Annotated in this window: 22 protein-coding genes and 2 pseudogenes; 10 read left to right on the plus strand and 14 right to left on the minus strand. The window is 64.0% G+C overall.

Annotated elements, in window-relative coordinates:
• Positions 1 to 78 precede the first annotated feature (78 nt).
• The 6 genes from V4R08_RS17355 to V4R08_RS17380 are packed head-to-tail and all read right to left on the minus strand — an operon-like array spanning position 79 to position 6,783.
• On the minus strand, positions 79 to 2,223 hold the full coding sequence (locus V4R08_RS17355) for a type IV secretory system conjugative DNA transfer family protein (protein WP_335580612.1): 2,145 nt from the start codon (positions 2,221 to 2,223) through the stop codon (positions 79 to 81).
• A complete protein-coding gene (virB11, locus tag V4R08_RS17360; RefSeq protein WP_335580613.1) occupies positions 2,201 to 3,259 on the minus strand; it encodes a P-type DNA transfer ATPase VirB11 in 1,059 nt (352 codons plus the stop codon). The genes V4R08_RS17355 and virB11 overlap by 23 nt, the downstream gene beginning before the upstream one ends.
• The gene (gene virB10 / locus V4R08_RS17365) at positions 3,222 to 4,568 is read right to left on the minus strand and encodes a type IV secretion system protein VirB10 (protein ID WP_335580614.1); all 1,347 of its coding nucleotides are present in this window, start codon (positions 4,566 to 4,568) and stop codon (positions 3,222 to 3,224) included. Before virB10 ends, virB11 begins: the two co-directional genes overlap by 38 nt.
• A 6-nt stretch (positions 4,569 to 4,574) precedes the next feature.
• A complete protein-coding gene (virB9, locus tag V4R08_RS17370; RefSeq protein WP_335580615.1) occupies positions 4,575 to 5,378 on the minus strand; it encodes a P-type conjugative transfer protein VirB9 in 804 nt (267 codons plus the stop codon).
• Positions 5,375 to 6,091 carry a VirB8 family type IV secretion system protein gene (locus V4R08_RS17375; RefSeq protein WP_335580616.1) on the minus strand — a complete coding sequence of 239 codons (717 nt, stop codon included), beginning with the start codon at positions 6,089 to 6,091 and terminating at the stop codon, positions 5,375 to 5,377. Before V4R08_RS17375 ends, virB9 begins: the two co-directional genes overlap by 4 nt.
• Entirely contained in the window at positions 6,088 to 6,783 is a 696-nt protein-coding gene (locus tag V4R08_RS17380; RefSeq protein WP_335580617.1) for a TrbL/VirB6 family protein, read from the minus strand. The genes V4R08_RS17375 and V4R08_RS17380 overlap by 4 nt, the downstream gene beginning before the upstream one ends.
• Positions 6,784 to 6,931: 148 nt before the next feature.
• Here V4R08_RS17380 and V4R08_RS17385 point away from each other — a divergent pair, with 148 nt between their 5' ends.
• Positions 6,932 to 7,420, plus strand: a complete 489-nt coding sequence (locus V4R08_RS17385) for a hypothetical protein (protein WP_335580618.1) — start codon at positions 6,932 to 6,934, stop codon at positions 7,418 to 7,420.
• A complete protein-coding gene (locus V4R08_RS17390) occupies positions 7,417 to 8,109 on the plus strand; it encodes an acyltransferase (protein WP_335580619.1) in 693 nt (230 codons plus the stop codon). The genes V4R08_RS17385 and V4R08_RS17390 overlap by 4 nt, the downstream gene beginning before the upstream one ends.
• 13 nt (positions 8,110 to 8,122) lie before the next feature.
• On the opposite strand, the gene V4R08_RS17395 is transcribed toward V4R08_RS17390, so the two are convergent.
• Positions 8,123 to 8,320, minus strand: coding sequence for a hypothetical protein (locus V4R08_RS17395; RefSeq protein WP_335580620.1), 198 nt, complete (start codon positions 8,318 to 8,320; stop codon positions 8,123 to 8,125).
• Between the two features lie 149 nt (positions 8,321 to 8,469).
• Here V4R08_RS17395 and istA point away from each other — a divergent pair, with 149 nt between their 5' ends.
• Positions 8,470 to 10,008: an IS21 family transposase gene (istA, locus tag V4R08_RS17400; RefSeq protein ID WP_335578153.1), complete on the plus strand. Its 1,539-nt coding sequence runs from the start codon at positions 8,470 to 8,472 to the stop codon at positions 10,006 to 10,008.
• Between the two features lie 15 nt (positions 10,009 to 10,023).
• On the plus strand, positions 10,024 to 10,785 hold the full coding sequence (gene istB / locus V4R08_RS17405) for an IS21-like element helper ATPase IstB (protein ID WP_335578154.1): 762 nt from the start codon (positions 10,024 to 10,026) through the stop codon (positions 10,783 to 10,785).
• A gap of 299 nt (positions 10,786 to 11,084) precedes the next feature.
• Here the strand turns inward: istB and V4R08_RS17410 are convergent, their stop codons facing one another.
• Both V4R08_RS17410 and V4R08_RS17415 read right to left on the minus strand, forming a co-directional pair.
• Positions 11,085 to 11,648, minus strand: coding sequence for an acyl-homoserine-lactone synthase (locus V4R08_RS17410; protein WP_335580621.1), 564 nt, complete (start codon positions 11,646 to 11,648; stop codon positions 11,085 to 11,087).
• A gap of 201 nt (positions 11,649 to 11,849) precedes the next feature.
• Positions 11,850 to 12,158 (minus strand): transcriptional repressor TraM, encoded by a 309-nt coding sequence (locus V4R08_RS17415; protein ID WP_335580622.1) that lies wholly within the window; start codon positions 12,156 to 12,158, stop codon positions 11,850 to 11,852.
• Positions 12,159 to 12,725: 567 nt separating this feature from the next.
• Here V4R08_RS17415 and V4R08_RS17420 point away from each other — a divergent pair.
• Both V4R08_RS17420 and V4R08_RS17425 read left to right on the plus strand, forming a co-directional pair.
• Complete coding sequence (locus V4R08_RS17420) at positions 12,726 to 13,430, plus strand: DUF4336 domain-containing protein (RefSeq protein WP_335580623.1); 705 nt, start codon at positions 12,726 to 12,728, stop codon at positions 13,428 to 13,430.
• Positions 13,431 to 13,815: 385 nt separating this feature from the next.
• Positions 13,816 to 14,001: a hypothetical protein gene (locus tag V4R08_RS17425; protein WP_335580624.1), complete on the plus strand. Its 186-nt coding sequence runs from the start codon at positions 13,816 to 13,818 to the stop codon at positions 13,999 to 14,001.
• 45 nt (positions 14,002 to 14,046) lie between these two features.
• Here V4R08_RS17425 and V4R08_RS17430 read toward each other — a convergent pair.
• The 3 genes and pseudogenes from V4R08_RS17430 to V4R08_RS17440 form a co-directional block, all read right to left on the minus strand.
• A pseudogene (locus V4R08_RS17430) lies at positions 14,047 to 15,057 on the minus strand (tyrosine-type recombinase/integrase).
• Entirely contained in the window at positions 15,050 to 16,015 is a 966-nt protein-coding gene (locus V4R08_RS17435; RefSeq protein WP_335580625.1) for a tyrosine-type recombinase/integrase, read from the minus strand. The pseudogene V4R08_RS17430 and the gene V4R08_RS17435 overlap by 8 nt, the downstream one beginning before the upstream one ends.
• Entirely contained in the window at positions 16,012 to 17,244 is a 1,233-nt protein-coding gene (locus V4R08_RS17440; RefSeq protein ID WP_335580626.1) for a tyrosine-type recombinase/integrase, read from the minus strand. The genes V4R08_RS17435 and V4R08_RS17440 overlap by 4 nt, the downstream gene beginning before the upstream one ends.
• A 407-nt stretch (positions 17,245 to 17,651) precedes the next feature.
• On the opposite strand from V4R08_RS17440, the gene V4R08_RS17445 reads away from it, so the two are divergent.
• Positions 17,652 to 18,578 (plus strand): DUF3991 and toprim domain-containing protein, encoded by a 927-nt coding sequence (locus V4R08_RS17445; RefSeq protein ID WP_335580721.1) that lies wholly within the window; start codon positions 17,652 to 17,654, stop codon positions 18,576 to 18,578.
• Between the two features lie 24 nt (positions 18,579 to 18,602).
• Here V4R08_RS17445 and V4R08_RS17450 read toward each other — a convergent pair.
• Both V4R08_RS17450 and V4R08_RS17455 read right to left on the minus strand, forming a co-directional pair.
• Positions 18,603 to 19,307, minus strand: a pseudogene (locus tag V4R08_RS17450) (MauE/DoxX family redox-associated membrane protein).
• Between the two features lie 54 nt (positions 19,308 to 19,361).
• Complete coding sequence (locus V4R08_RS17455; RefSeq protein ID WP_335580627.1) at positions 19,362 to 19,643, minus strand: metal-sensitive transcriptional regulator; 282 nt, start codon at positions 19,641 to 19,643, stop codon at positions 19,362 to 19,364.
• A 293-nt stretch (positions 19,644 to 19,936) separates the two neighbouring features.
• Here V4R08_RS17455 and V4R08_RS17460 point away from each other — a divergent pair, with 293 nt between their 5' ends.
• The 3 genes from V4R08_RS17460 to V4R08_RS17470 all read left to right on the plus strand — a co-directional run bounded on the left by V4R08_RS17460 (position 19,937) and on the right by V4R08_RS17470 (position 26,140).
• Positions 19,937 to 20,536, plus strand: a complete 600-nt coding sequence (locus V4R08_RS17460; RefSeq protein ID WP_335580628.1) for a DUF1419 domain-containing protein — start codon at positions 19,937 to 19,939, stop codon at positions 20,534 to 20,536.
• Between the two features lie 11 nt (positions 20,537 to 20,547).
• Positions 20,548 to 20,946, plus strand: coding sequence for a DUF3085 domain-containing protein (locus tag V4R08_RS17465; protein ID WP_335580629.1), 399 nt, complete (start codon positions 20,548 to 20,550; stop codon positions 20,944 to 20,946).
• Between the two features lie 91 nt (positions 20,947 to 21,037).
• Entirely contained in the window at positions 21,038 to 26,140 is a 5,103-nt protein-coding gene (locus V4R08_RS17470; RefSeq protein ID WP_335580630.1) for a helicase-like domain-containing protein, read from the plus strand.
• Positions 26,141 to 26,143: the final 3 nt, after the last annotated feature.

Here is a 26,143-nt window from a genome sequence, read left to right on the forward strand (position 1 = left end):
GCCGTGTCGAGGTCCACCTCGGTCGAGATCAACGGCACCTACTGCTGTTGGGCATCGCTGTTACGGACTTGCGTCTGGTTACTTTTTCTCTTCGCCGAACGACCGATGCAAGGCATTGAGAGCATCAACCGCCTTCTGCACCTTTTGCTCCGGCGGGCCGCGAAAAATGTCTATCATTGCGTCGAAATCTTCATTCTGATCGGCCTGTGCCGACGCTAGGATATGACGCACATCGCAACTCTCTCCTGCGGGCGCTGGGGGCGCTCCACCTAACGACAATGCCTTGCGCGCTGGCTTCTGCAGCTCCGGTCGGGCGATTAGTGTTAACGGCGCGGCTGAGATTGGAGTGATCTTTGACGGCTTCGTGCTCTCGGCCTTCTTCCTGGGTGGCAGCCTCACCGGGGCCTTGCGCGTTGTCGGTGTTTTGATCGCCGCAGGAGCGGCGACAACTTCCGCGGCCTCGTTTGGCTGATCCAGTGCCGGACTGATCACGCCTCCCAAAGTCTCGTCCTGCCAGTCACGCAGCGCGGGCAGAACGGGAGGCATGGCTTTGGCCTTTTCATAGAACGGCCGGTAAGGTTTGTCGGCGTAGTGCCGGATTTTCGTCAATTCAAACGATCGTGAGTTCTTCACCATTAGGATCGAGAGCCGCGCTGACATTTCCCGAAGCTCGAGCGGACTGCGGAGCGGCCGGGGCGTATAATGCGGCGCCCAGACGCGCGGTGCGAAGATCCCCTGCCCTGGCCGCTGGATCGGCGTTTTGTAGACTTGCGTGGTCTCCCCGAGCATCTCGGACACGAAGTCTGAGGTTTCGAGGTCGTTGATCTGGATGAAGAGTTTGATCTGCGAGCCGGATACCGTGGTGATGCGTATATTCTTGCCATAGAGTTCATCGAGCTGCGCGATATCCTGCATGACAATCGCCATGCGAAAGCCGTAGCCGGCGCTGATCGTGATCTTGGAGATCAGAGAATCCATCCGCCCGACATGGTAGAATTCGTCGAGCATCAGCAGCACCTGGTGTGGTTCGTCCGCGCCCGGAATCTTCACCATCATCAGGTCGTGGATCTGCTGGAACAGAATCCGGATCAGCGGCCGGAAGATCGAGAGCTCCGCGATGGTGCAGCCGATGAAGATGGTCATCGGCCGACGGCGCAGTTCGCGGATGTCGAAGTCGGAGGTCTCAGTCGCCGCCGAGATCAGCCCGTTGTTCCACAGCGACGTCGCCATATTGACGTTGAACACCGCACTGTTGCGGGTCTCCGGCTCGAGCGCGATATACTGGTTAAAGCTGTCGACGACCCAGGTCGGAAGATGCTGACATTCGGTTTTCACGATGGCGCGCAAGACCGATGAAATGTCCTTGCCCGTCGTGGTCATTCGCGCGACGGTGCGCATATGCTGTGCGCCGGCAATCAAGGGCGACGACAGGACGTAGCCAATCAGCGCCGACAAAAGCAGACGCCCGGCGCCGGCCCAGGTGTCGTCGGCTTTCTCCGGGATCACGAACGAGGCCACCACCAGGCAGTCCGTCGCCATCCGCGCATCCCGCCGGACAAAGTCGAGGGGATTGTAGCGATGGGTGTCGTTCGAGCCGGGCGAGAACATGAACACCTTGTTGCCCATGGCCGCACGATGATTGGCCAGCGCGTCGAAGTTCTCGCGCTTGGGATCGAAGAACACGGCTGAGCCCTGCCAGAGGTAGCCATTCGGAAGGACGAAGCCAGTGCCTTTGCCCGACCGTGAGGGGCCGACGACGAGAATGTGTGCCGGTTCGTCCGAGCGGATGGTCGCCCCACCCAATGTCCCCAGGACGATGCCCTGCTTCGCCGTGAGGCCTTGCCTGGCTGCCTCCATCACTGTGCCGAAACGCGCTGCGCCGAAGGGCATCTGCCGGCGGTTGATGACTGCGAACAGCACGCCGGCGATGGCGAGCGCGCCAACCGCGGCCACGGCATAGCCGGCGCGGATCAGCGCTTCGAGGCGCGTGCTTGGAAACAGCAGGCGGTCGTAAAAATGACGCCAAGCGATCAGAAAGAAGTCGACGGAGCGATCGGCGTTCTGCATCCGGAACAGAGCCCAGCGGGATGCGCCTTCGCTGGGAAACCGGCTCGGCGCCCAGCGAAGAGCCACGACAACCTCGTAGGCCATGCTCCACAACAGCCAGAAGGCGAGCAGCACCAAGATCGCGATGCCGATCCTATAGGCGACGACGCGCGCCATGACGGCCTTTCCCTCCGGTCCGCTGCTCCCGCCATTCCGCCATGCGCGAGAAATGCACCGCCGACGTGCCGCGCCATCCGCCGACCTTTGTCTGCTGGATGACGATCGGCAGGACCGACTTGATGTAGCCGACGATCTCGTCGCGCCGCAGGCCAAGCCCGGCTTGCATCACCATCAAGGCGAGCTGTTCGAACGCGCCGGCGGGACTGTCGGCGTGCACGGTCGTGATGCTGCCCGGGTGTCCGGTGTTGATGGCGCGCAGGAACGAGTAGGCCTCGGCGCCGCGGATCTCGCCGAGAAAGATGCGGTCCGGCCGCAACCTCATCGAGGCCTGCAGCAAGGTTTCGACCGTGACACGCGCCTCGCCCTGGTCCCCTTTGGAGGCGACCAGCGGCAGGTAGTTTTTCTGAATCGGATTGACCTCCCGCGTATCCTCGATGGTGATGATACGTTCGTCGACGGGTACCTCTTTCAGGATCGCGTTCAAGAACGTCGTCTTGCCGGAACTCGTCCCGCCCGACAGAAGGATCGAATAGCGGTTGGCGACCGCCAACCGGATGAAGTCCTCGATCCGGCCAGCATCGAGATGTTCGCACAGCCGGCGGTCGGTTTCGGAGAGGGCGCCCTCTCCGGCCGTCGTCACTTTTTCAAAAGAGCCAAGCTTGCGGTAATCGTCGAGCCGCATCTCCTTGATGACCTGCTTGCGGATCGCGAACGCGCCCCCGGCGGTGGTCGCCGGGGGCATTACGCCCTGGAAGCGCTCGCCGGTCGGCAAAGCGGCCGACAGCAGCGGATGGTCCTCATTGATGCTCTGGCCTGAATGACCGGCAACGCGTTCGGCGAGGTGGCGCAGCGCGTGCTCCGTCAGGTGTGGGACGTCATGGCGTTCCATCGCCGACTGGCCAAACCGCTCGACCCAGACCTCACCCGGTCCATTGGCGCAGATCTCGACGACCTGATCATCCGCGAGCCACGGCCGGATCGGTTCAAGCGCCCGATCAATGAAGACCGTCAGGCTTCGCGCCAATGCGTTCACGTTTCAGCTCCCTCAAGGCTTGCTTGACCGGGTCGGGATAGAGCGCGGAGAAGTCGAGGTCGCGCCGCACGAAAACAATGATCCGGGTGCCCTGGTCGAGGTAGATGGTGGGCGGGATGTTGATCGAGTTTCGCAGCGCCTGCTGGGCAATATTGGTGAGGGTCTGAGAGACGTTCTGCGCGGCGATCGCGCGCGCCTGCAGGCTGAGCTGGTTTTGATTCACGCCGGTTTGCGTCTGCGTGACGATCCCGGTCACTGGGTCAGTCGTTGTAATGGTGGAGCCATTGCCGTTGGTGTTGGTGTTCTGGCCATAGGCGCTGAGGAATTGCGACGCCCCACCAACGACCGACAGCATGATGGCCGAACCGAAGCGCTCCAAATAATGGTTGTCGACGAAACCGGCGTTGCCGGCCCGCCCGAGATCGTCGGTGCCATTCGAGCCGAGCTGAACAGAGACCCCGTCGGATCGCAGCATGCGCGTCCACACCACGAAGACACGGGTCTGACCCTGGGTGATGCCCGACTTGTATTCGCCGACGAGACGGCTGCCGGCCGGGATCAGCACGCGCCGTCCGTCGAACGACCAGATATTCTCGGTGACGACCGCGCGCACCATGCCAGGCAGGTCGCTCTGGACGGCCGTCTCCAGCACGCCACGGATCATCGTGCCTTGCGCCACGAGTGCATCGATCCGATTGTTTCTGGTGGCGTGCGAGACCTCGACGCCTGCGGCCGACACCGAGGCCAGAAATCGGCGATTAGGATCGTCGTCCAGACCTGCCGCCGCCTGGCTTCCGTCCTTGGGATTTCTTGCGGCCGCCGCGGCCGCATTGTCAGCGATCACCTGGGGCGCGCGCAGGCGTTCCCATTTCCGCCTCTCTTCTTCCTGACGCAAGCGCTCGAGTTCGGCGAGACGGCGCGCCTCGTCGTCGTTCGGGGGCGCTGCGGCGAGCGGTGGTTCAGGTGGTGGTGGTGCTGGAAGTGCCAAGGGAGGGGCAACCGGAGGGGGCGGCGGTGCGGGTTCGGCCGGCGCCTGCGGGATGACGATCGTGCCCTGGTTGGTTTGGGTCCGCGGCGACGACAGCGAGGGTGCCGGAAACTGTGTCGTTGTGAACTCTTCCTTGTCGGGCGTCGTTAGCGTCGGCGCGCGCCGCGCCACTGAGCCGTAAATCATCCATGCTGCGACCAGGAGAGCGCCGATCGGCACCCCAAATTTCAGGAAGCTACCGAGCGCGGTGCGCCCGCGCGCGACGGAGGTCGCGGCCGCCGCTTCCAGTGCCAACGAGCGATAGTCGTCTGCGCTCGGCATGACGGGTCAACCCCCAAAATTCGTGGCCGAGCTCATTCGCTGCGGCGCATAGGGCTCGAGCCCGTTCGGTTCGTGCACATTGGTCAGCCGCCGGTTGAAGATGCAGGTCGATTCCTGGCCATTGCGCAGGGTCCACTGCGGCGACACCTTGTCGACGATGACGTAAGGCCCCTCGGTCCGGAAATTGATGAGGATCTCGTTGCGTTCGGCATCGACGATGTAGATCGCCGGTGTCTCGCCCTCGAAGCGGAACCAGGTCTTTGTGCCGTCATCGAACACAGCAACCGGCTTGTTCACCGACGAGCCCTTGTAGCCGTAATCGCTGTTGGCGTTGGCGATGTTGAGATCCTTGAGGTTCGGATTGGCGGCGCGCTGCTTGGCTTCAGCCAAGAGCTTCGCGCTGACCTCGTCATCCGGAAACCGGAATCGAACTGCGTAGATCTGTCCTCCCGGCGGCCGCGTGTTCGATCGCAACAGGAACGAATAGATACGCTTGTCGGTGACGACGTTGAGGTTCGACTGAGCATTCTTGTCGACCGGTTTGACGAAGATAATGTCACCCTTGCGATTGGGCTCGACCTTCCAGGCAATCGAGTCGCCGAGCGCCAGCGTCTCGATCTTCTCGTCGGGCTGCAGCTCGATCATCGTCGAGGTGCCGTAGCTCGCGTCGATCGCCGTCACGTTATCCTTGTTGTAAACGACGTCGCGCACGCGGGTGTCCACGCGACCCGGTCGCGGAAGCGCCTCGGCAAAGGCGGGACCGATGGCAACGGACAGGATGAGACTGATGGCAACGCAACGCTTGATCATTGCTGCGCACCTACCGTTCCCGGCGAGGGGGCTGTCTCCTGGTCGCGTCGATACTCGAGCACCTGGAAGCCGAGGGGATTGTCGAACCTCCACTCGTTGCGCATCGGCGCGGAGGTATAGCGGAAGCGCACCAGCGACACCCAATTGCGGGTGATGATGTTGGTCGAGGACTTTTCTTCGGTCGAAAATCGGGCGAGTGCGGTTCGGTTATTCGGGAACGTGACTGATTTGATGTTCACCGCGATCACCGTGTTCGCGCCTTGGAGCTTCACCGGATTGCTTGGATTGGCTGGCGAATAGATTTCGGTCAGCTCGCGCGCCGCGTCGCCTGTCGCGAGCAACTGCGCCAGATCGAAATTGTCCTTCAGGGCTTTGGGGTCATAGGTTTCCCGCGCCTTGATGTAGCGGACGACATTGAATGTCGTGACGGCCTCGTCCTGGGTCAGCGGACCCTCCGCCATCGGCCGCTTCACCTCGACGAAGCCGGTGGTCTTGTCGACGACCACCATGTACGGCTCATAGGTCTTGAGCGGCACCAGCAAAGCCAAGGTGCCAAGCGCGCCGAGGGCCACGATTGCCATGACCGCGGCGACGATCCAGGCAAGCGCCCGCGAATTGCGGTTACGGCGCGCGATATCGCGCTCCCAGGTGGCGCCATCGGCGTAGTAGCGCGGATCGACCCGCGCGGACTCCGAGGCTGTCGTCTCCGTCATGGCCGGCCTCCCCCGCTCGACGCCGGCGGAACGCTGGGATTGCGGAGCTGGTCGGCCAGGCGCCGGAATTCCGCCGACTGCGCCCAGGATGCGGCGCGCAAGCCGACGCGCGCACGCTGACGCGACGCCAGCTCCTCACGCCGCGACATCGAGGCGGGACTGAGGGGATTGCGGAAGGCAAGGCGCGCGCGGTTCGCGGCCGTACTGAGCCGATAACCGCTCGCGGTCGCAAGCACAGCGCCGATGCGCGGCGCGAAGATCGGAACGCCGCCAGCGATGGCCGCGGCCATGTTGTTGATCTGGCTGAGCAGCAGAATGCCGATGATCGCGAGCAGCATGACCGGGCCGATGGTGGCCCAGGTCGCCGATTTGGAATTGGCAACGCCGTTGAGCGTGTCGATCGTCTGCTGGATCAGCGAGACGTAGAAGGCCAGAAATGCATAGACGAGGACCTGTACCAGGAAATACTGGACCAGCGCGCTCATCCACCCGCTGAAGAACCGCGTCGTGACGCCAAACAGCAGCAGGATGATGAACAAGGGTGCCAGCGCTAACAGCAGCCACATGAACATCTTCGACAACACGATGAGGAAGATTGCAAAGCCAATCAGGATCGCCATCACCACATAGAAAACGGCGGCAAAGATATAGGGCCCCCAATTGGTGTAAAAACCGGAATGATTGTCAACCACAAGGCCGTGGACGGATGCTCGCTCGACATTCCGCTCTATCGCCAATGAAGGGTCAGATCGTGACCGCGCAAGCCAGGCCACCCGCCCGGACTCCGCTTCACAGCCTTCGCGCGCGCCACGTCACCCGCTTCTGGAACGGAGACCATCGATGAGGACGTTTCGATATCTTTGGACGTTTGGCGCCTGCATCCTCGCCATAGCCGCGAGCCCGGTGGCGGCGGTCGCCGCCGAAACCGCCTTCGTCTACAAAACGTCGTATCGCAATGTCGCGAAGGATCCGGACAATATCTGGACTGGCGATGCACTCGCGCCCAATCCGAAGGGCACGGTGAGTATTCACGAGTACCAGCTTCACACGACCCACGGCGACTGGCTGATCTCGCAAATCTGGAACGAGGATTGTTCGTCGGGCACATGTCCCACACGCCTTATCCAGATAGGGTCCGATGGGCGTCGTGTGATCGTTGTCGACGACATGATGCACCAGATCGTGCCGCCCAACGATCCGCGATTTTCCGGCTCATCGGCGACCAAGATGCAGACTGAGTTTGCACAACATCCGTTCCTGCTGAGCGATGACGGCAAGACACTTTTGAATGGCGACTACAAATTCGAGATCGCGGGGGCCAAGCCGTGAAGGTTCCGACAGCAATCCGACAGGCGCTGGTCGACGCGGGGCTCCTGTTGTGCTTTTCCGCCGCCGCGGCCTTCGCGGGGCAATCCGCGGCGAGCCTCACGGCCGCCGGCATCCCGTCGAGCTGCGCCGATTTCGCCGCCAAGGTGTCGAGCAGCGAAGGTAATTTCGGGACCACCAATCAATATGGCTGCCTCGGCGCCTTCCAGTTCTGCCCTGGCACTTTCGAACGTTATTATAGTGGAAGCGCGCAGAGTTTCCTCAACAGCCCATCAGCGCAAACAGTGGCCTGGACACAGTACGAACAGGATTCCTGGAGCCAGGCCCAAAAGAACGGGTTGACCTCGCTTGTCGGCCAGCAGGTTTGTTCGGGGGGTCAATGTACCACCATCGACCAGTCGGCAATTCTCATGGCATGTCAGTTCGGCTGCGGCTCAAAGGGAAAGCTCGCCAACTACATGGCGAGCGGCGATTGCAATGCCCGTAACGTCAAAGATGGCAACGGGGTCAGCGTCTGCACCTATTTGGTGCGCGGCGCCGGGTATGACGCTTCCTGCTTCACCGGCCAGCAATCCGTGATTTGCGCGCAGACGCCGACCGGGCCAGGGGATTTTCCGACGTCGACTGGCATCGCCGCAAATCCGCCGACACCCGTCAGCGCTTCAATCGTCGTGGCGCCGACGGACGTGTAGGCGGGACCTTCCCTCAATTCATTTCCGCAGGGTCACGAATGATAAGATCGTCGAAAGCGCGCAGTTGCTCTTCCGTCGCATCACAAAGATCGCCGCCGCGGTAGTGCGCATGGACAAGGGCCCAGAAGACGACCTCATCGGAGCGGCCTGCGAACAATGCTTTCTGCAGCGTTCGTCCAATGAGTTGCGTGTTTCGCGGGATCGTGAGCACCGATTTCAGATGATCGTGAGCAGGGATTTCGCGGGATCGTGAGCAGCGATTTCAGGCGATCGTGAGCACCCCTTTCGCGGGTGCCTGACGCTTCGGCCGACAAACTCAACCGGGTTACGGGTTCCTCATTCAACCGATGAGGAAGCCCGATGCCTACCGAGAGATTGTCGATGCGCCGGATCAGAGAAGTTTTACGTTTGAGGCACCAAGGGTTGACCGAGCGGGTCATCGCGCGGACCTTGGGGGTGAGTAATGGCGTGGTCCATGGCTACGTGCGGCGAGCGCGCCTGGCGGGGCTCGCCTGGCCACTTCCGGAAGGAATGGACGACGATGGCTTGGAACTGTTGCTATTCCCGGCACCGGCGTCAGCGTCGCAAAGCGACCGGCGCCCGATACCGGACTGGGCTTTTGTCGAGAAGGAGCTTCGCCGCCGCAGCGTGACGCGCCTGCTGCTCTGGGAAGAGTATCGCGCCGCCAATCCGGACGGCTTTGGCTACACCTGGTTTTGCACGACCTTCGAGGCCTGGAAGAACCGCGTGCGCCCGTCGATGCGCCAGACCCACATCGGCGGGGAGAAGGTGTTCGTTGATTTTGCCGGCGACACCATCGACGTCGTCGATCCGATCACCGGCGAAGCGCACGCCATGAAGCTGTTCGTCGCGGCGATGGGAGCCTCGAACTACACCTACGCCGAGGCTTGCCCAAGCGAGAGCCTGTCCGACTGGATCGGCGTGCATACCAACCTGTTCAGGTATCTCGGCGGCGTGCCGAAGTTCGTGGTCTGCGATAATCTCAAGGCCGCCGTGACCAACCCCGATCGCTACGATCCCGGGATCAACCGAACCTATGCCGAGATGGCCGGTCATTACGGCACCGCGATCCTTGCGGCGAGGCCGAGACGACCGAAGGACAAGGCCAAGGTCGAGGTCGCCGTCCAGATCGCACAGCGCTGGATTTTGGCGCGCCTGCGCAATCAACGGTTCTTTTCCCTGGCAGAGCTGAATGCTGCGATTCGTACCCTGGTTGTCGAGCTCAACGCCCGGCAGATGCGCGGATTCGGCACCAGCCGTGCCGAACTGTTTGCCGAGGTCGACCGTCCCAAGCTGGGGGAGTTGCCGGAGCAGCCCTATGTCTTTGCGCGCTGGAAGCGTTGCCGCGTCGCCCCCGATTATCACGTCGAGGTCGATGGCCATTGGTATTCCACGCCGTATCGCCTGATCCGTGAACTCGTCGATGTTCGCATCACCGACAAGACGGTCGAGATCTTCCACAAGGGCCAGAGGATTGCCAGCCACCCGCGTGCGCCGAACCGGCGCGGCCACACCACAATTGCCGACCACATGCCGAGCGCGCATCGCCGCTACGGCAAGTGGACGCCGGGAGGGCTGATCGCCGCCGGCGAGAAGATCGGCCCATCGACCGCGGCGTTTTTCCAGGCCGTCATCGCGGCCCGGCCGCATCCAGAACAAGGCTTTCGCACCTGCCTCGGCATCCTGGCGCTGACCAGGAGCTACGACGATGCCCGCATCGACGCCGCCTGCCGGCGCGGCATCCTGATCAAGGCGCATTCCGTCGCCTCGATCCGTTCGATCCTCAAGAACGGACTGGATCGCGCATTCCTCGACGAGGCAACCGACGACCACCCCCTGCGCCACGGCAACATCCGCGGTCAGGACTATTTCCACTGAACCCTGGAGATCCCTATGCTGACACATCCTACCCACGAACGGCTGATCACGCTCGGCTTGACCGGCATGGCCAAGGCCATGGAGGAACAACGACGATCACCCGATCTCAACGCGCTGTCGTTCGAGGAGCGCGTCGGCTTGCTGGTTGATCGCGAGGCCGCAGAGCGCGACACCAAACGTCTCACCACCCGCCTCAAATTCGCAGCCCTTCGGCAAAACGCATGCGTGGAAGATATCGACCTGCGCACGCCGCGCGGCATCGATCGCGCTGTGTTCGCCAAATTGATCGCCGGCGATTGGATCGCCCGTCATCAGAACCTGCTGATCACCGGGGCAACCGGGCTCGGCAAAAGTTGGATTGCCTGTGCACTTGGCCACAAGGCCTGTCGCGACAATCGATCGGTCCAATACCATCGCGTGCCCCGCCTGTTCGAGGCGCTCGCGCTGGCCCGCGGCGACGGCCGCTATGGCCGCCTGCTCAAAACCATCAGCCGCGTGCAGCTGCTGGTACTCGACGATTGGGGCCTGTCGGTGCTCAACCCGTCAGAGCGACGCGACCTTCTCGAGATCCTCGATGATCGCCACGGTCGCGCCTCCACCGTCGTCACCAGCCAGGTCCCGGTCGATCAATGGCACGCCGTCATCGGCGACCCAACATTGGGCGACGCCATCCTGGACCGCCTCGTTCACAACGCCCACCGCCTCCAACTCAGCGGAGAAAGCATGCGAAAACAGAACGCGCGAAACAGAACGCTTGACGAAGCCGCGAACCCCTGAACCAATCACCAAGTCGGCCAAAGCGGCTGCTCATGATCGCCTGAAATGTCTGCTCACGATCAAATGAAACGAGCGCTCACCATCGAGTGAAATCGCCGCTCACGATCACCGAAATGCGCAAATGAGTGTCACAGCACGTGCATGGTCGTATCGTGTGCGCAGCTCGTGGGCGACGATCTTTGTATCGGTGGTTCGAATCACCTGACGTTCCTCCTATCCTGTCTTGACCCGCGCGCCGCTAAGTCGCCGTCGGCAGCGGCAGGTTCGGTAGCACTGGGTCATCACACCCGCGCGCCTGGTCAACCGTGGCGCGCGTCTGAGCGGTTGAAGGACATCCGCGGCGCGACCGCCTCGTCGCCGGCCGATGCGCTTGGGAAAACCAAGCGGCCGCACGAAGAGCCGCAATTGCATGGCGACCACCATGAGACGCCAATCGATCGCGACCGTGACGGTATCGACCCGGTGCGCCATCCCCCCACTCGACGAGGCCTTGCGCAAGCTCGAGAACGGCCCGTCCGCGCGCGGCTGCATCTCGCGGCTACCAGGAGCGACACAGAAGCGCGTCCACTCGAAGACGTGCGGGCCGCGCGGCGGCCGGCGCTGCACAAATCGGTCAGGACGTCGCTGAGAAGATGTGGCCTGGTGGTCGGCAGAAGACGCTGATACCCGACGATCTCTTCGCCGCGCAGACAGATCTGGTGGATCGCGTGAACATCGTCGAAGCGATCGCGCTCCAGGCCGTCCGGCTGGCGCAGTTCAATCCAGCCCTGCTCGTCGACAAGGATGGAATGACGGAAACCGAATACTCGATCCATCAGCGTTGCATGCCGGCTGATGTCCGAGCCGGGAATGACCATGAGCATTGAAGGCTCCTCGGCTTGTGGAACCAGTCGAGTTGATCATGAACGGCGTTTGCGCGGTATGGTCACAAATATCCATTGCGCGACGGTGCGCCCACCGGTTGCAGCACCTTATAAAGGTTCTGACCGCGGTATGGTGGCATTCGTCAGGCTCGTCAACGTCGTCACGGTCTCCCAGCGGAAGCCGTCCCAGGTTATCGGGTCTCAGTTGGCCGAGTGGCCGCGGCAACAGGATTGATCTTCCACCGGCAAGCCAATTGCGTGGCCGGTAGGCACGAATCCGAGCTGGTCGCAGAGGTCGCGAAATGCGGCGCGGCAGTGCTCTTTCTCGGCCTCTGCCGCGTCGCACAGGCGCTGTTGCTGCTCGGCGGAAACATGCTCCGACCGACAGGCCGGGCACGTCGCCGAGTGAACGGACCGCTCCCACGTCACCAGCGCAGTCACATAGGCTCGCTGCGCAGCGATGGTTCGCGCTTCCAACGACCGCGCTTGTGCTGTTTCGAATCCAGACACTGCGCTCTCCCCTGCTAAGAGTGCGTCTGCGGTACGCCCCCGCAAACAATCTCTCGCTGACTCTTGGTGATCGGGGAGTTGGAAACCGTACGAAACGGCCCTATGGCCTTTAGTTCGGGTGAACCTGTTGCATACGCCACAGGCTCCCCGACCATAAGGTCAAGGAGTGCGGCGCCGTAACGGCCGGCACCAAACCGTTCGTAGGGGTTTCCACGCCCCGGGGCGGCGCGTACCGCCCCGCCCGATTCATAACCTTTCGGCGGCCGGTGTTCTAGCTGCCGTCGGTAAAATGACTGATTGCTGGAATTATCAGGTGCAGTGGCGGGAGGTCTCTCCGTCGATCCCCGCCGCAGAAGGGTGGGCATCGCCCTCCGGGCCAGGCTGGTGGCTACGCTGAAGCCCGCATGCGGGTCTTCGCCCTTATGGGCGGCCATCCCTGACGCAGCGGGTAGCATTGTCGCAAAGCGTTCCACTCGCGCGTGCGCTTCTGAAGACCGGCGTCGACCGGTTCGACCGCCGGCCCTATGGTCGGCGTCGCGCGCCCGCGCGGACGCGGAGGGAAACGGGATGCACCTCGCCAGCTACGTCAACGACCAGATATGGCTCTGCCCTTATCCCGTTCGACTCGCGGGCACGCGGTTCGAAGCGCGCATGACGGTGATGCGCCTCGCCTCCGGGCGGATCATGCTGCATTCACCCTGCCCCGTCACCACGGCCATTGCCGAGGAAATCTCTGCCCTCGGACCCGTCGCCCACATTGTCGTGCCGGGAAACTTTCACCACTTGCACGCTGCCTCGGCGCAGGCGGCGTTCCCCGACGCGAAGACGTGGATCTGCCCGGGCATCGAATGGAAGTGTCCTGGCCTGAAGTACGATGGCGTCCTCGGCGACCTCGCGCCCGCAGACTGGAGAGGCGAAATCGACCAGGTGCTCGTGCAAGGGGCGCGCATCATGCGCGAGGTCGCGATGCACCACCGCGCCAGCCGCACGCTGGTCCTCGTCGACCTCATCGAGAACTTCACCGACCAGACGCCGAATGTCGGGGGCACGCTGAAGCTGTGGTTCAAGTACGTGTTGCGGATGTGGGGAAACCCGAAGCCGGCGCCGGAATACCGGATGGGTTGGGGCGACCGCGTCTCCGCAGCGGAGTCGCTCCGGCGGATACTGGCCTGGGATTTCGAGCGGATCGTGTTGTCCCACGGCGACCTCATCGACCACGACGCGCACGAGGTCGCGGCTAAAGCATGGTCCGGAGTCCTCGGACGCCGATAGCCCTCGCGGCCAGTCGCGGAGGCGTTCGAGACGAGTGCCTGACAGTTGGCGGCAGACCGCACCCGGGCCGTGCCAGGGAACGTCGGCGTAGACCGCGATAGGAGATCACCGCCGGTTTGCGGACACGTTTGCCAGTGCGGAGCCTGCGACTGAAGCACAGTCGCGACTGCGGAGTTCGGCGTGTGACGCGTCCGGGGAAGGACCACCCCGCTCTCGAATGGGCTTTCCTAGGTCCGGCCGCGGCCTTCCACGATCAACCCTCGAGGGGTTCGCTACGCAGGCGTGCGACCTCTCCGGCTTCGCCTGCGAGGTGACCGCGGCCGCGCCCGGACGCGTCGGGCCTGTCGAGCGGGGATGGTCCCCGCCCCAAGACGGGAGCCTCACGATGTCGCACAATCTCGCCCTCGCACAGAATCACGCCTTCGATCTGGCCCGCACGCTGATGGTGCCCGTGGTGCTGTTTCAGGTCGACGGTGCGTTCGGCGTGATGGTCTCCAGCGAATATGACGGCGACGAGGACACCATCGTGCACGATTATGACCCGTTCGAGATTATGGATAGTTCGTACTGAACTGCCGGTCCTTCGGCCGGGATACCCGGCCGGGACTGCGCATAATCAAATACTCTGCAGAAATGCCATCAGGCGATCGGGTGGTCGGTACCGGGCTTGAACCGCATTCAACGGCTGCAGTCGACCGAGCGCTTCTTCCTTCATCGAGAGGTCCGCCTCCAGATAGCCGTGCGTAGTAGTCGGGCTCTCGTGTCCGAGCTAGAGCGCGATCACGGTGATATCGACGCCGGCTTGAAGGAGGTGCATGGCCGTCGTGTGCCTGATGGTATGGGGCGAGATCGCGCGCTCGGCGAGTTGCGGATGTTGCCGGGTGGCCATCTCAACCGCCAAAGCCAGGCGCTGGGTCACGCTGGAACGCGACAACTTTCCGCCTGAGCTATTCGGGAACAGGTAGTCGGCCCCATTGGCCCTGTCGAGCTGGCGAACCCAGGGGCGGACAATGGCAGCTGTCGCTTTCCAGAGAGGAACGCTACGCCGCTTTCTCCCTTTGCCATTGAGGTGCGCCACCGGCGACACGTCGAGAACGACATCACCAACCCGCAGGTTAATGACCTCCGACACCCGCGCGCCCGTATTGTAGAGGATGGCGAATAGCACTTGGTCGCGCCGCCCGGTCCAGCTATGCCGGTCCGGCGCCGCGATGATCGCCTCCATCTCCGGCCTGGTTAGGAATCCAAGCACGGCCTTGTCATGACGTTTTTGTGGGATGGCTAAGCTATGCTCGATGGTGGCAAGCGCCGTCAGATCCTGGTGCGCGGCATACTTCAGGAACGAACGGATCGCCGATAGGCGGGCATTGCGGCTCCGCGCACTGTTGCCGCGATCTCGCTCAAGATGATCGAGGAATCCGAGGATCAGCGCCGCATCGAGGTCGCCGAGCTTGAGATCCGTCGGCATTTTGCCAGTTGTCTTCTGTGCGAAGGCAAGCAGCAGCCGGAATGTGTCGCGGTAGGCCGCAACGGTACACGGGCTAACAGCGCGTTGTTGCCGCAGATATTCAACGAAAAAGCGCTGCAGCAGCGCCGGAAACGATGGGTGCAGGTTCGGATCAATCATGATGAACCTCCCCGGCCTTCGCGCCGAACGCCTCGAAACGATCGCCTGCAATCGCCATCAGCTCCGGCACGGCCTCCAGATACCAGTAGGTGTCGCCGACGTTGACATGCCCCACATAGGTCGAGAGCGCCATCATAACATTGCCGAGGTTGTCGCCATTCTCCTGCCACAACATCAGGCGCCGACAAATGAAGGTGTGACGCAGATCGTGGATTCGTATTTGCCGATGGCCGCCTCGAGCGGCGATGGCGAGCTCGGCCGAGATCCGGCCGAAAATATGCCTGACGCTTCGATAATGAAGCGCACCGCCAGTCTGCTCTGACAGGAAAAATGGCGCGTCTGCATCGGTCGGGCCGTATCTGGCCCTTATGCGAAAATAGGCGCGCAAAGCCTTTGCTGTGGTTGAATGCAGGGGAACAAGCCGAGTCCGTTGGAACTTCGAGTGGTGGACAGTGATCTGTTCATGCTCGTTGTCGATGTCGCCACAGCGTAGTCGTAGCGCTTCGGAGATCCGCATTCCCGTGCTTGCCAACAAACCGAACAGCGTCTTGAAAGTCGCCGGGGTCAGGCCGCCTGTTCGTGACAGCCTTCCTGCCGCGGCGATCAGTGCCTCGACCTCCGCCGGCGTGTAGATGTGCGGGGCGATCCGACGATGTGAGCGGCCGAAGGGCGATCCCTCCGGGAAGGCGGTCACGGGATCGCGGTTCGCCAGGAAACGTGCGAATGGCCGCAGCACATTGATGCGCCCCGCCCAGGTGAAGGGGTCTGCGTGCTGTGCCTCCTCTCGCGCCCACCGCAGCACGACAGCGGCGGTCAGCGGCCCCGTATGACCTGTCGCGTCGGTAAAGCGGGCAAAGGCCAATGTGAGGCTGCCCGATCGGTCCAACTTGAAACCGAGGGAACGGCGCTCAGTGAGATAGGCTTCCGCCGACGCCAGCATGGTGTGCGAACCATTCATGCCACGTCTCCCGGCCAAGGGAGCGCCACGGTCGAGAGGCGCGAGGCATCGACACGCGTGTACGTGGCCGAGGTTACGATGCTGCGATGGCGCAGCACGTCGGCGATCTGCTTCATTGGTGTCCCAGCGTTAATCAACCGGCTCGCTAACGTGTGCCGCAAGATGTGGACGCGGGTGCGATCCCAGCCGAGCCGCCGATAGGCGGCGTGAAGAGCTTTTTGGACGACGCGCCGACCGACCGGCTCGCCGAGAGGGGCGACATGGCGCACAAAGACCGCGCGGCACATGGTCTTCGGCCGCTCGTGCATGAGATAATCTACTATAGCCGCGCCGGTTGCAGTTGGCAGCGGCAGCACGTCGGCTCGTCTCGCCTTACCGGCAGCGATCGTAACCGTTCCGGCCTGCCAGTCGATGTCGTCGAGGGTCAACTTGGCGACTTCGCTGCTTCTCAGGCCCAAATCCGCCAAACAGCGGACGATGGCATAGCCGCGGCGGTGGGAACGGCAGGCGGCGTCGAACGCTCCGAAAAGCTGCTCCAACTCATCCGGCGAGAGCCCCACTGGCAATATGGTGTCTCGCCAATATGCCGGCCGCGGTACGGCCTGTAGCAGGTGGGCAATGTCGTCACCCAGCAGCTCGCGATACCGAAAGTAGCACCGGACGGCGCCACCCATGACGCGGACCGTGCTCGGACTCCAATCGACGTCGCCCAGGACAAAGCGGCGGATCGCGGTGGGAGTGATCAGTGAAATCTCGATCGATCGGCTGCCGAATTGCGCCTTCAGTAAGCGCCGGATGATCCGGATGCGATGATCGCGTGTGCCTTCGGACAGTCCCCAGACCTCCGTCATCTTCGTGTCGAAATGCGCAAGCTCTCGCGTGATCTCGTCACCGGTCGGACGGGCGACGATGCCCTGAGTGCGTAGCAGGCGGACCAGATGGTTGAGCGCCGCTCTATTCTCGATCAGGCCGAGCGGCACCGGGCGCTGGCAATCACAACGAGGCAAATGGCAAGACAGGAAGCGAACAATCACAGCTTCGCTAATGCTCGTTGCCGCGTAGCCCTCGGCCCGAAGCCACTGCCCGAAGTGAACGACACTCGCCAAGTAGCGGCGCTGCTTCGACCTGTATCGAGCCACCTCGAAATACTCGTTGTAGCTACAGAGGAAGGACGCAAGGACATTGGCAGGATCCGCTGTGCGTAACTGAAAATGAGAAGGTAAGTGCATGACTCTGATCTCCGTTTGTTGGGAGGTCGAGTTGAAGCGCAGTATTATGTGCAGATCAAAAGAACGCGCGCGGGATGAATGCCCAGCGCGCATTCTATCGGCGACAGTCAGCGGACTTCAGCTATCCATAATCTCGAACGGGTCATAATTGTGATTATGCGGATATCCTCATAAGCATGAATATGACCCGTGGTCCCCGGCTCATTGAGCCGGGCGACCGGTGCCGCTGGCGCTGCGCCTGATGCAAGGGAAGCTGCGCCGCGGCTGAAGCGAAATCATCGCAACGACTTGCCAGCGCGCCCTTGCATCCGGCACGCTTCGCGGCGGGCGGGTGGCGTCCCGTCGTGGTGTTGCGAGGGACGTCAATCGAGGAAAGGACCGGGCGGGATGCCCGCGTAGTGAAGAGCATGGAGAAAAGTGAAATCGAGGAATTGAGAGGCAGGGTCGGCTGCGCCGCCCTGCTGGAAGACGACGGCTGGAAAGTAGACGTAAAGGAGAGCACGCGCCGTGCCGTGAAGTACCGCCGTGACGCGAGGATCGTCATCGTGATCCACGAGGGCCGCGGCTGGTTCGATCCGCTGTCCACCGCGAAGGGCGACGTGTTCGACTTGGCCGAGCACTTGGGCGCCCACGGCTTCATGGACGCTTCGGCACGTGTCGCCGCGCTTGTTGGGTTCGTTCCGGCCGCACCCGCATGGGAGCGGCCGAGCCGGCCCGCGCCCGTCCACTCCGTCGCCGACCGCTGGGCTCGCCGTGCGAGGCCCCGGCCTGGCTCGGCGACATGGCGCTACCTGACAGGAGAGCGCCGGATCCCGGAGTCGATCCTCGCCGCCATCGTGCAGCAGGACCTGCTGCGCGAGGGGCCGCACGGCAGCATGTGGGCCGCGCACCGCGACCACGGCGGCGCGCTTCTCGGATGGGAGGAGCGCGGCCCGCAGTGGCGCGGTTTCGCCACCGGCGGCGCCAAGGAACTCCTCCGCCTCGGTCCCTGTGCGGCGGCGCGCGTCTGCGTCACCGAGGCCGCCATCGATGCGATGAGCCTCGCCGCAATCCAGGTGCTGCGGCCCGACACACTCTACGTCAGCACCGGCGGCGGCTGGTCGCCGGCGAGCGAGCAGGCGATCCGCCGGCTCGCAGAGGGGCCGGGCACGCGGCTGGTGGCGGCGACCGACAACAACCGACAGGGCGAGGTCTACGCCGACCGCATCCGCTTGATCGCGGCCGAGGCCGGTGCCGGCTACGCGCGCTCCCGGCCTCGTGCGGGCGACTGGAACGAAGACCTGAAGGTGCTTCTCGCGCGGATCGAGAGCGAGCCGCTGGCAAAAGCGGGGTGACGGCGCCGCGGGAAATCGCTCGCCTTACTTGAGCAGCATCCAGGCTGCCATGGCGACCATCATCAGGTTCTCGGTCAGCGAGACGAAGCCAAGCGGAACGTTGCTGTCGCCGCCGACGCACGCGCACTTGAGCGCGCGGCGGTCGATGTAGACGGCCTTGAACACGGAGACAGCGCCGATCGAGCCGATGACGAGCGCGATGGGGGATAGCGACCCACAGCAACGCGCCGGCGATCATGAGGATGCCGGCTGCCGCCTCGCCAAAGGGATAGATGTACGCGTAGCGGACCCATCGTTGCGCAAGCAGGTCATACCCAGGAACATGTTCGAGAAGCTGTCGAGGTCGCGCAGCTTCAACATGGCGAGGATGCACATCGATATCGCAATGAACCACTCGCCTGCCCGCACCGTCGCGAGAGTCCCGAACGCGCTCCAGCTCGCGGCGAGCGCGATCAGCGCCGCGATCGCGAAGACGGCAATGACGGGCTGGTATGACGTCGTCTTCGGATCCGCCACTTCATTCCGGAAGTAGCGAAGCAGGTCGTCGTAGCCTCCGATGCGCTCTCCGCCGATGAACGTCTGCGGTGTCGTCTTGACCCCGTGCTCGGCCATGAACGCGTCGGTCTCGCTGCGCGTCTTCAGCTCGTGGTCGTCAACGTCGTATCCCTCGCGCTCGAGCAGGTCGCGCGACTTCAGCCCGAACGGGCAGATGTGCTGGTCCGTCACCATTCGAAACAGCTGGGCTTGACGCACCGGTGCGCTCACTTGCTCTTCCCTTCCTTGCTAGCGCCTCGCGCGGTCGAAGAGGGCGACGATCTCGTCGACCTTCTCCCTCTGCTCGGCTTTGTCTCCCGTGCTGATCGCGTGGGCGACGCAGTTGGCCGCGTGGTCGCGCAGGACCTCGCCCTCGGCGCGCGCGAGCGCCGTCTTCACCGCCTGAATCTGCTGCAGCACATCGATGCAGTAGCGGCCCTCGTGCACCATCCGCGCGATGCCCTGGACCTGGCCGGCGATGCGATTGAAGCGGTTTACCTTCGCCTTCGTCCGAGCGCTCGCTGCATCCACCACAAATACTCCCACGGAGTATGTGTTGAACGCTGCTGGACCAACGTGGTTCCGCCAACCGTCACGCCGAGCGCCGGCTTGGAGGGTGAGGGAGGGGGAAGAACGAGGAAAAGAGGAATGACGTGCCGCATGCCCGGCCGGCGCGTCAAGGGAGGCTTCGCCCGCGTGCCGCGGCCCTTGACCCGCCGGTCCGGAGAGGCGGCCGCGAAGGAGGGGTCAGAAGGGCTGAAGAGGATGGCGAGCCGAAAGGGTGAGCCGCGCTCCAGCCCGACGAGGCTGAAAGGAGCCCGCCCATGACCCTCTCTCCGATCCGCAAGGTCTTCCAAGGGACCGCCGACCGCCGGCAGATGTTCCGCATGTTCGATCGCCACGCGCAGCGGCCGAACCGCTCGCCGGACGACGGCGCCCTCTATCGCGGCGAGTGGTTTGAGATCGGCGAGGCCGAGCACGACACCATGCTCGACATCCTGCCACCACTGTGGATGCGCAGCGACATGTTCGCCATGCGCGAATTCCTCACCGGCAGCGTCACGAGCGTCTTCTTCAAGTTGAAGATCGACGATTGCGTCCGCTATTTCCACGGCTATTGCGATCTGTCAGATCGCGCCTCGCCAGGCTGCATGCGTGCCGCGATCGTCGAGCGCGAGTCACGGCCAGTCCGTGCGATGACGCGTGAGGAGCGGCTCGAGCACATCTGGTCGAGCGCGCACGACGACTACCGCGGTTACGCCGGCGAGCGCTTCTCCAAGCATCTGTGGGGCAAGCGCACGGTGCTGTTCTACGACTACCAAAGGGGAACCGTGCTCAAGCTGCTCGACCAGCTCACCGATACGGAGATCTTGGCGAAGCTGCCCGTGCATCTGCGCTATCTGCCCGATGCGATCGCTGCGTAAGGGAGGTGACGATGTTCACGTTCCCCATCCCGGCCGTCCGCACGGTGATCGAGCGCGGTCAATCCGATGCCGCCGCCAATGGCGGCTTCCGCAATCCCTACTACGGCCTCAAGCCCGGCGAGGGTGAGAAACCAGGCCTCTGGCTGGTCGGCGACAGCGGTGTCTACATCATGGCGAACGGTAAGCTCGCTAAAGGCAATCGCCCGCTTGTCGTCTATTCCGAGGAATGTCATCCAGTCGGCAACCCGGACTGGTTTGACTACAAGCGCCGCCATTTCGGCGGTGATGACGGCATCGAATTCCTTGATGCCGAGCAGATCCTCCCTCTCATCAATCGTGACTTCCGGTTCACCCACCTGCGCGTACAGCTGAGCGAAGCCGAAGTCTCGCTTTCGCTCATCGCGCGCTAGCGCCCCTTCAAACCGCATCACCGTGATCATCAACGCCGCCGCCCCAATCGGCGGAAGGATGACGCGCGCCCTCACCACAAGGAGAATTTCCATGGCGCAAGACGATCCCTTCACCCTCGACCTTTTCGGCAACACGGCGCTCTCATCCGGCCTCGGGTTCGGCGTCACCGCGTTCGCCGGCGGTCTCATCGCCGAGCAAGACGACGACGACGATAATCCCGATCCGTCGTCACCTTCCCCCGCGCCTTCGGTGGCGGCGGTGGCGCGGCCCGGATCAACTGCTCGCCGAGAGCGAGGAACGAACTTCCACCTCGTCGGCGATCGCGGGCTGGCGAAGAGCTGGAAGGAGCGTGCACGCGACAACATCGCCGCGATCCGCCTCGCGGCAACCATCCAGGCCGAGGAGCGGCCGGCCACCGTCGAGGAGCAGGAGCGGCTGATCCGCTTTCTTGGTTTCGGCGCTTCCGAACTCGCCAACTTCGTCTTCCGCCGCCCCGGCGAGGCAGAATTCCGCCAAGGCTGGGAAGCGATCGGCGAGGACCTGCAGGACGCGGTCGACGACCTCGACCACGCCTCGCTGGCGCGCTGCACGCAGTATGCGCACTTCACGCCGGAGTTCATCGTTCGCGCGATCTGGGCTGGCTTGCGGCGCCTCGGCTGGCGCGGCGGCCGCGTCATCGAGCCGGGGATCGGCACCGGGCTGTTCCCGGCGCTGATGCCGGAAGGGCTGCGCAATGCCACGCACGTCACCGGCATCGAACTCGATCCCGTGACGGCGCGGATCGTTCGCCTGCTGCAGCCCGGCGCGCGCATCATTACCGGCGACTTCGCGCGCACCGAGTTGCCCGCGAGTTTCGACCTCGCCGTCGGCAATCCGCCGTTCTCCGACCGCACCGTGCGCTCCGACCGTGCCTATCGTTCCATGGGCCTGCGCCTGCATGACTACTTCATTGCGCGCGCGATCGACCTCTTGAAGCCCGGCGCGCTCGCCACCTTCGTCACCTCGCACGGCACGATGGACAAGGCGGATTTCGCCGCGCGGGAGCGCATCGCGAAGTCGGCTGACCTGATCGCCGCCGTTCGGCTCCCCGAGGGCAGCTTCCGCTTCGCCGCCGGCACCGACGTCGTGGTCGACCTCCTGTTCTTCCGCAAGCGCAAGGTCGGCGATGCCGAGGGCGACCTGTCGTGGCTGGACCTCGAGGAGATCCGGCCCGCGACCGAGGACGAGAGCGCGATCCGCGTGAACCGGTGGTTCGCGCGGCGCCCCGACTTCGCGCTCGGCGTGCACGCGCTCGCCTCGGGCCCCTTCGGCGAGGCCTACACGTGCCTGCCGCGTGACGGCGAGGACCTCGCCGCAGCGCTTGCGGCCGCAGTCAATCTCCTTCCGGAAGCGGTCTACGACGGCGAGCCCGAGACGATCGATTTCGATCTGGAGGATGCGAGCGATTTGGCCGACGTCGACCTGCCGCCGGATCGCCACGTCCGCGAGGGCAGCTACTTCTTCGACAAGGCGCACGGGCTGATGCAGGTGCTCGACGGCGAGCCCGTTGCGGTGAGAGCGCGCAAGGGCCGCGGCGCCGATGGCATTCCCGAGAAGCACATCCGCGTCATCCGCAAGCTGATCCCGATCCGCGATGCCGTGCGCGAGGTCTTGAAGTGCCAGGAGCTCGACCGGCCGTGGCGGGATGCACAGGTCAGGCTGCGCATCGCCTGGTCGACCTTCGTCCGTGATTTCGGGCCGATCAACTTCACGACCGTCTCCATCGCGGAGGATGACGAGACCGGCGAAACACGCGAGACGCACCGCCGGCCGAACATCCAGCCCTTCCTCGACGACCCCGACTGCTGGCTCGTCGCCTCGATCGAGGACTACGACCTCGAGACCAACACCGCGAAGCCCGGGCCGCTGTTCACCGAGCGCGTCATTGCGCCGCCGGCGGCGCCGGTGATCGCGAGCGCCGCCGACGCGCTCGCCGTCGTGCTCAACGAGCGCGGGCACGTCGACGTCGACCACATCGCCGAGCTCCTGCATCGCGATGCGCAGGATGTCGTCGCCGAACTCGGCAGTGCGGTCTTCCGCGACCCCGCGAACGGCTCGTGGCAGATGGCCGACGCCTACCTGTCCGGCGCTGTGCGCGAGAAGCTGAAGACCGCGGAGGCCGCTGCCGCCCTCGACCCGGAGTACGAACGCAATATCTCTGCCCTGCAGGGCGTGCAGCCTGCCGACCTCAAGCCGTCCGACATCACGGCGCGTCTCGGCGCACCATGGATTCCGGCCGCTGACGTCGTCGCCTTCGTCAAGGAGACGATGGACGCCGAGATCAGGATCCACCACATGCCGGAGCTCGCCTCATGGACCGTCGAGGCCCGGCAGCTCGGGTGGACGGCGACAGGCACCTCGGAGTGGGGCACGGACCGCCGACACGCGGGAGAACTGCTCGCCGACGCGCTCAACAGCCGCGTGCCGCAGATCTTCGACACGATCAAGGACGGCGACAGCGAACGGCGGGTCCTCAATGTCGTCGACACCGAGGCGGCGAAGACGAAGCTCTCGAAGATCAAGGACGCGTTCCAACGCTGGATCTGGTCCGATCCCGACCGCACCGACCGGCTGGCGCGCGTCTACAACGACCGCTTCAACAACATCGCGCCGAGAGCCTTCGACGGCGCCCACCTGAAGCTTCCCGGCGCCTCTGGCGCCTTCTCTCTTTATGGCCACCAGAAGCGCGGCATCTGGCGCATCATCTCCGCCGGCTCCACCTACCTCGCCCATGCCGTCGGCGCTGGCAAGACGATGACAATGGCCGCCGCTGTCATGGAGCAGCGGAGGCTTGGGCTGATCGCCAAGGCGATGCTGGTCGTGCCGGGCCACTGCCTGGCGCAGGCTGCGCGCGAATTCCTGACGCTCTACCCGAACGCGCGCATCCTCGTCGCCGACGAGACGAACTTCACCAAGGATAAGCGTCACCGCTTCCTGTCGCGCGCGGCGACCGCGACCTGGGACGCGATCATCATCACGCACAGCGCGTTCCGCTTCATCGCCGTGCCGTCGGTGTTCGAGCAGCAGATGATCCAGGACGAGCTGGAGCTCTACGAGACGCTGCTCACGAAGGTGGAGAGCGACGACCGCGTCTCGCGCAAGCGCCTCGAGCGCCTGAAGGAGGGCCTGCAGGAGCGGCTGGAGTCGCTGTCGACGCGCAAGGACGACTTGCTGACCATCTCGGAGATCGGCGTCGACCAGATCATCGTCGACGAGGCGCAGGAGTTCAGGAAGCTCTCCTTCGCCACCAACATGTCGACGCTTAAGGGCGTCGACCCGAACGGCTCGCAGCGCGCCTGGGACCTTTATGTGAAGTCCCGCTTCGTCGAGACGAAGAACCCGGGCCGCGCGCTCGTGCTCGCCTCGGGCACGCCGATTACCAACACCCTCGGCGAGATGTTCTCGGTGCAGCGCTACCTCGGCTACGCGACGCTGAGCGAGCGCGGCCTGCACGAGTTCGACGCCTGGGCATCGACTTTTGGCGACGTCTCGACCGAGCTCGAACTGCAGCCGTCCGGCAAGTACAAGCCGGTGACGCGCTTCGCCACGTTCGTCAACGTGCCGGAGCTGATCGCCATGTTCCGCTCCTTCGCGGACGTCGTGATGCCCGAGGACCTGCGGCAATACGTGAGAGTGCCCGCGATCTCGACGGGCAAACGGCAGATCCTCACCGCAAAGCCGTCGGCGGCGTTCAAGCGCTACCAAACCCTGCTCGGCGAGCGCATCAAGGTGATCGAGGAGCGCGACCGCGCGCCCGAGCCTGGCGACGACATCCTGTTGTCGGTCATCACCGATGGGCGACATGCTGCGATCGACCTCCGCCTGGTCGACCCGGACAATGACAACGAAGCCGACAACAAGCTGAACCAGCTGGTCGGCAACGCATTCCGCATCTGGAGCGAGACGGCCGACAACGCCTACGTCCGCTCCGACGGAAAGCCATTCGAACTGCCCGGCGCGGCGCAGATGATCTTCTCCGACCTCGGCACGATCAGCGTCGAGAAGTCGCGCGGCTTCTCCGCCTACCGCTGGATCCGCGACGAGCTCGTCCGCATGGGCGTGCCCGCGTCCGAGATCGCCTTCATGCAGGACTACAAGAAGTCCGAGGCGAAGCAGCGCCTGTTCGGCGACGTGCGCGCCGGCAAGGTCCGTTTCCTGATCGGCTCGTCCGAGACGATGGGGACCGGCGTCAATGCGCAGCTCCGCCTGAAGGCCTTGCATCACCTCGATGTGCCCTGGCTGCCGTCGCAGATCGAGCAGCGCGAGGGCCGCATCGTGCGGCAGGGCAACCAGAACGACGAGGTCGACGTCTTCGCCTACGCGACTGAGGGCAGCCTCGACGCGCAGATGTGGCAGAACAACGAGCGCAAGGCGCGTTTCATCGCGGCCGCGCTCTCGGGCGACACCTCGATCCGCCGGCTCGAAGACATGGGCGAGAGCCAGGCCAACCAGTTCGCCATGGCCAAGGCGATCGCGTCAGGCGACCCTCGGCTGATGCTGAAAGCGGGGCTCGAGGCCGACGTCGCGCGGCTTGAGCGCCTACGCGCCGCGCACATCGACGATCAGCACGCGGTGCGCCGGCAAATCCGCGACGCGGAGCGCGACATCGAGTTCTCCACCCGCCGGGTCAGTGAGATTGGGCAGGACATCGAGCGCCGCATTCCGACTTCGGGCGACGCCTTCACCATGGCGGTGGCCGGAGAGACGTACGCCGAGCGCAAGCTCGCGGGCCGCGCGCTGCTGAAGGAGATCCTGACGCTGGTGCAGCTTCAGCAGGAAGGCGAAACCGTCATCGCCTCGGTCGGCGGCTTCGGCGTCGAATACAGCGGCGAGCGCTTCGGGAAAGACGGCTACCGCTACGCCACCGCGCTGCTGCGCACCGGCGCGGACTTCGAAATCGAGTTGCCCGTGACGGTCGCGCCGCTCGGCGCCGTCGCCCGGCTTGAGCACGCGCTGGACGACTTCGACGGCGAGCGGGAGCGCGTCAGCCGGCGCCTGGCGGACGCTCGCAAGCGGCTCGCCTCCTACGAGTCGCGCGACGGCGGCGACTTCGCGTTCGCCGGCGAGCTTGCCGAAAAGCGCTGGCAGCTCGCCGAGGTGGAGGCCGAACTCGCCAACGACAGCGAGAATCCGGGAAGCCGCATTGCCGCCTGACGG

The sequence above is a fragment of the Nitrobacter sp. NHB1 genome (assembly GCF_036964665.1).
Taxonomy (GTDB): Bacteria; Pseudomonadota; Alphaproteobacteria; order Rhizobiales; family Xanthobacteraceae; genus Nitrobacter.

Excerpts from the sequence above, each read along its gene's own strand:
- V4R08_RS17355 (WP_335580612.1), bottom strand. The coding sequence starts at position 2,223 with ATGGCGCGCGTCGTCGCCTATAGGATCGGCATCGCGATCTTGGTGCTG.
- virB10 (WP_335580614.1), bottom strand. The coding sequence starts at position 4,568 with ATGCCGAGCGCAGACGACTATCGCTCGTTGGCACTGGAAGCGGCGGCC.
- virB9 (WP_335580615.1), bottom strand. The coding sequence starts at position 5,378 with ATGATCAAGCGTTGCGTTGCCATCAGTCTCATCCTGTCCGTTGCCATC.
- V4R08_RS17375 (WP_335580616.1), bottom strand. The coding sequence starts at position 6,091 with ATGACGGAGACGACAGCCTCGGAGTCCGCGCGGGTCGATCCGCGCTAC.
- V4R08_RS17385 (WP_335580618.1), top strand. The coding sequence starts at position 6,932 with ATGAGGACGTTTCGATATCTTTGGACGTTTGGCGCCTGCATCCTCGCC.
- istA (WP_335578153.1), top strand. The coding sequence starts at position 8,470 with ATGCCTACCGAGAGATTGTCGATGCGCCGGATCAGAGAAGTTTTACGT.
- istB (WP_335578154.1), top strand. The coding sequence starts at position 10,024 with ATGCTGACACATCCTACCCACGAACGGCTGATCACGCTCGGCTTGACC.
- V4R08_RS17410 (WP_335580621.1), bottom strand. The coding sequence starts at position 11,648 with ATGCTCATGGTCATTCCCGGCTCGGACATCAGCCGGCATGCAACGCTG.
- V4R08_RS17420 (WP_335580623.1), top strand. The coding sequence starts at position 12,726 with ATGCACCTCGCCAGCTACGTCAACGACCAGATATGGCTCTGCCCTTAT.
- V4R08_RS17425 (WP_335580624.1), top strand. The coding sequence starts at position 13,816 with ATGTCGCACAATCTCGCCCTCGCACAGAATCACGCCTTCGATCTGGCC.
- V4R08_RS17435 (WP_335580625.1), bottom strand. The coding sequence starts at position 16,015 with ATGAATGGTTCGCACACCATGCTGGCGTCGGCGGAAGCCTATCTCACT.
- V4R08_RS17440 (WP_335580626.1), bottom strand. The coding sequence starts at position 17,244 with ATGCACTTACCTTCTCATTTTCAGTTACGCACAGCGGATCCTGCCAAT.
- V4R08_RS17445 (WP_335580721.1), top strand. The coding sequence starts at position 17,652 with ATGGAGAAAAGTGAAATCGAGGAATTGAGAGGCAGGGTCGGCTGCGCC.
- V4R08_RS17460 (WP_335580628.1), top strand. The coding sequence starts at position 19,937 with ATGACCCTCTCTCCGATCCGCAAGGTCTTCCAAGGGACCGCCGACCGC.
- V4R08_RS17465 (WP_335580629.1), top strand. The coding sequence starts at position 20,548 with ATGTTCACGTTCCCCATCCCGGCCGTCCGCACGGTGATCGAGCGCGGT.
- V4R08_RS17470 (WP_335580630.1), top strand. The coding sequence starts at position 21,038 with ATGGCGCAAGACGATCCCTTCACCCTCGACCTTTTCGGCAACACGGCG.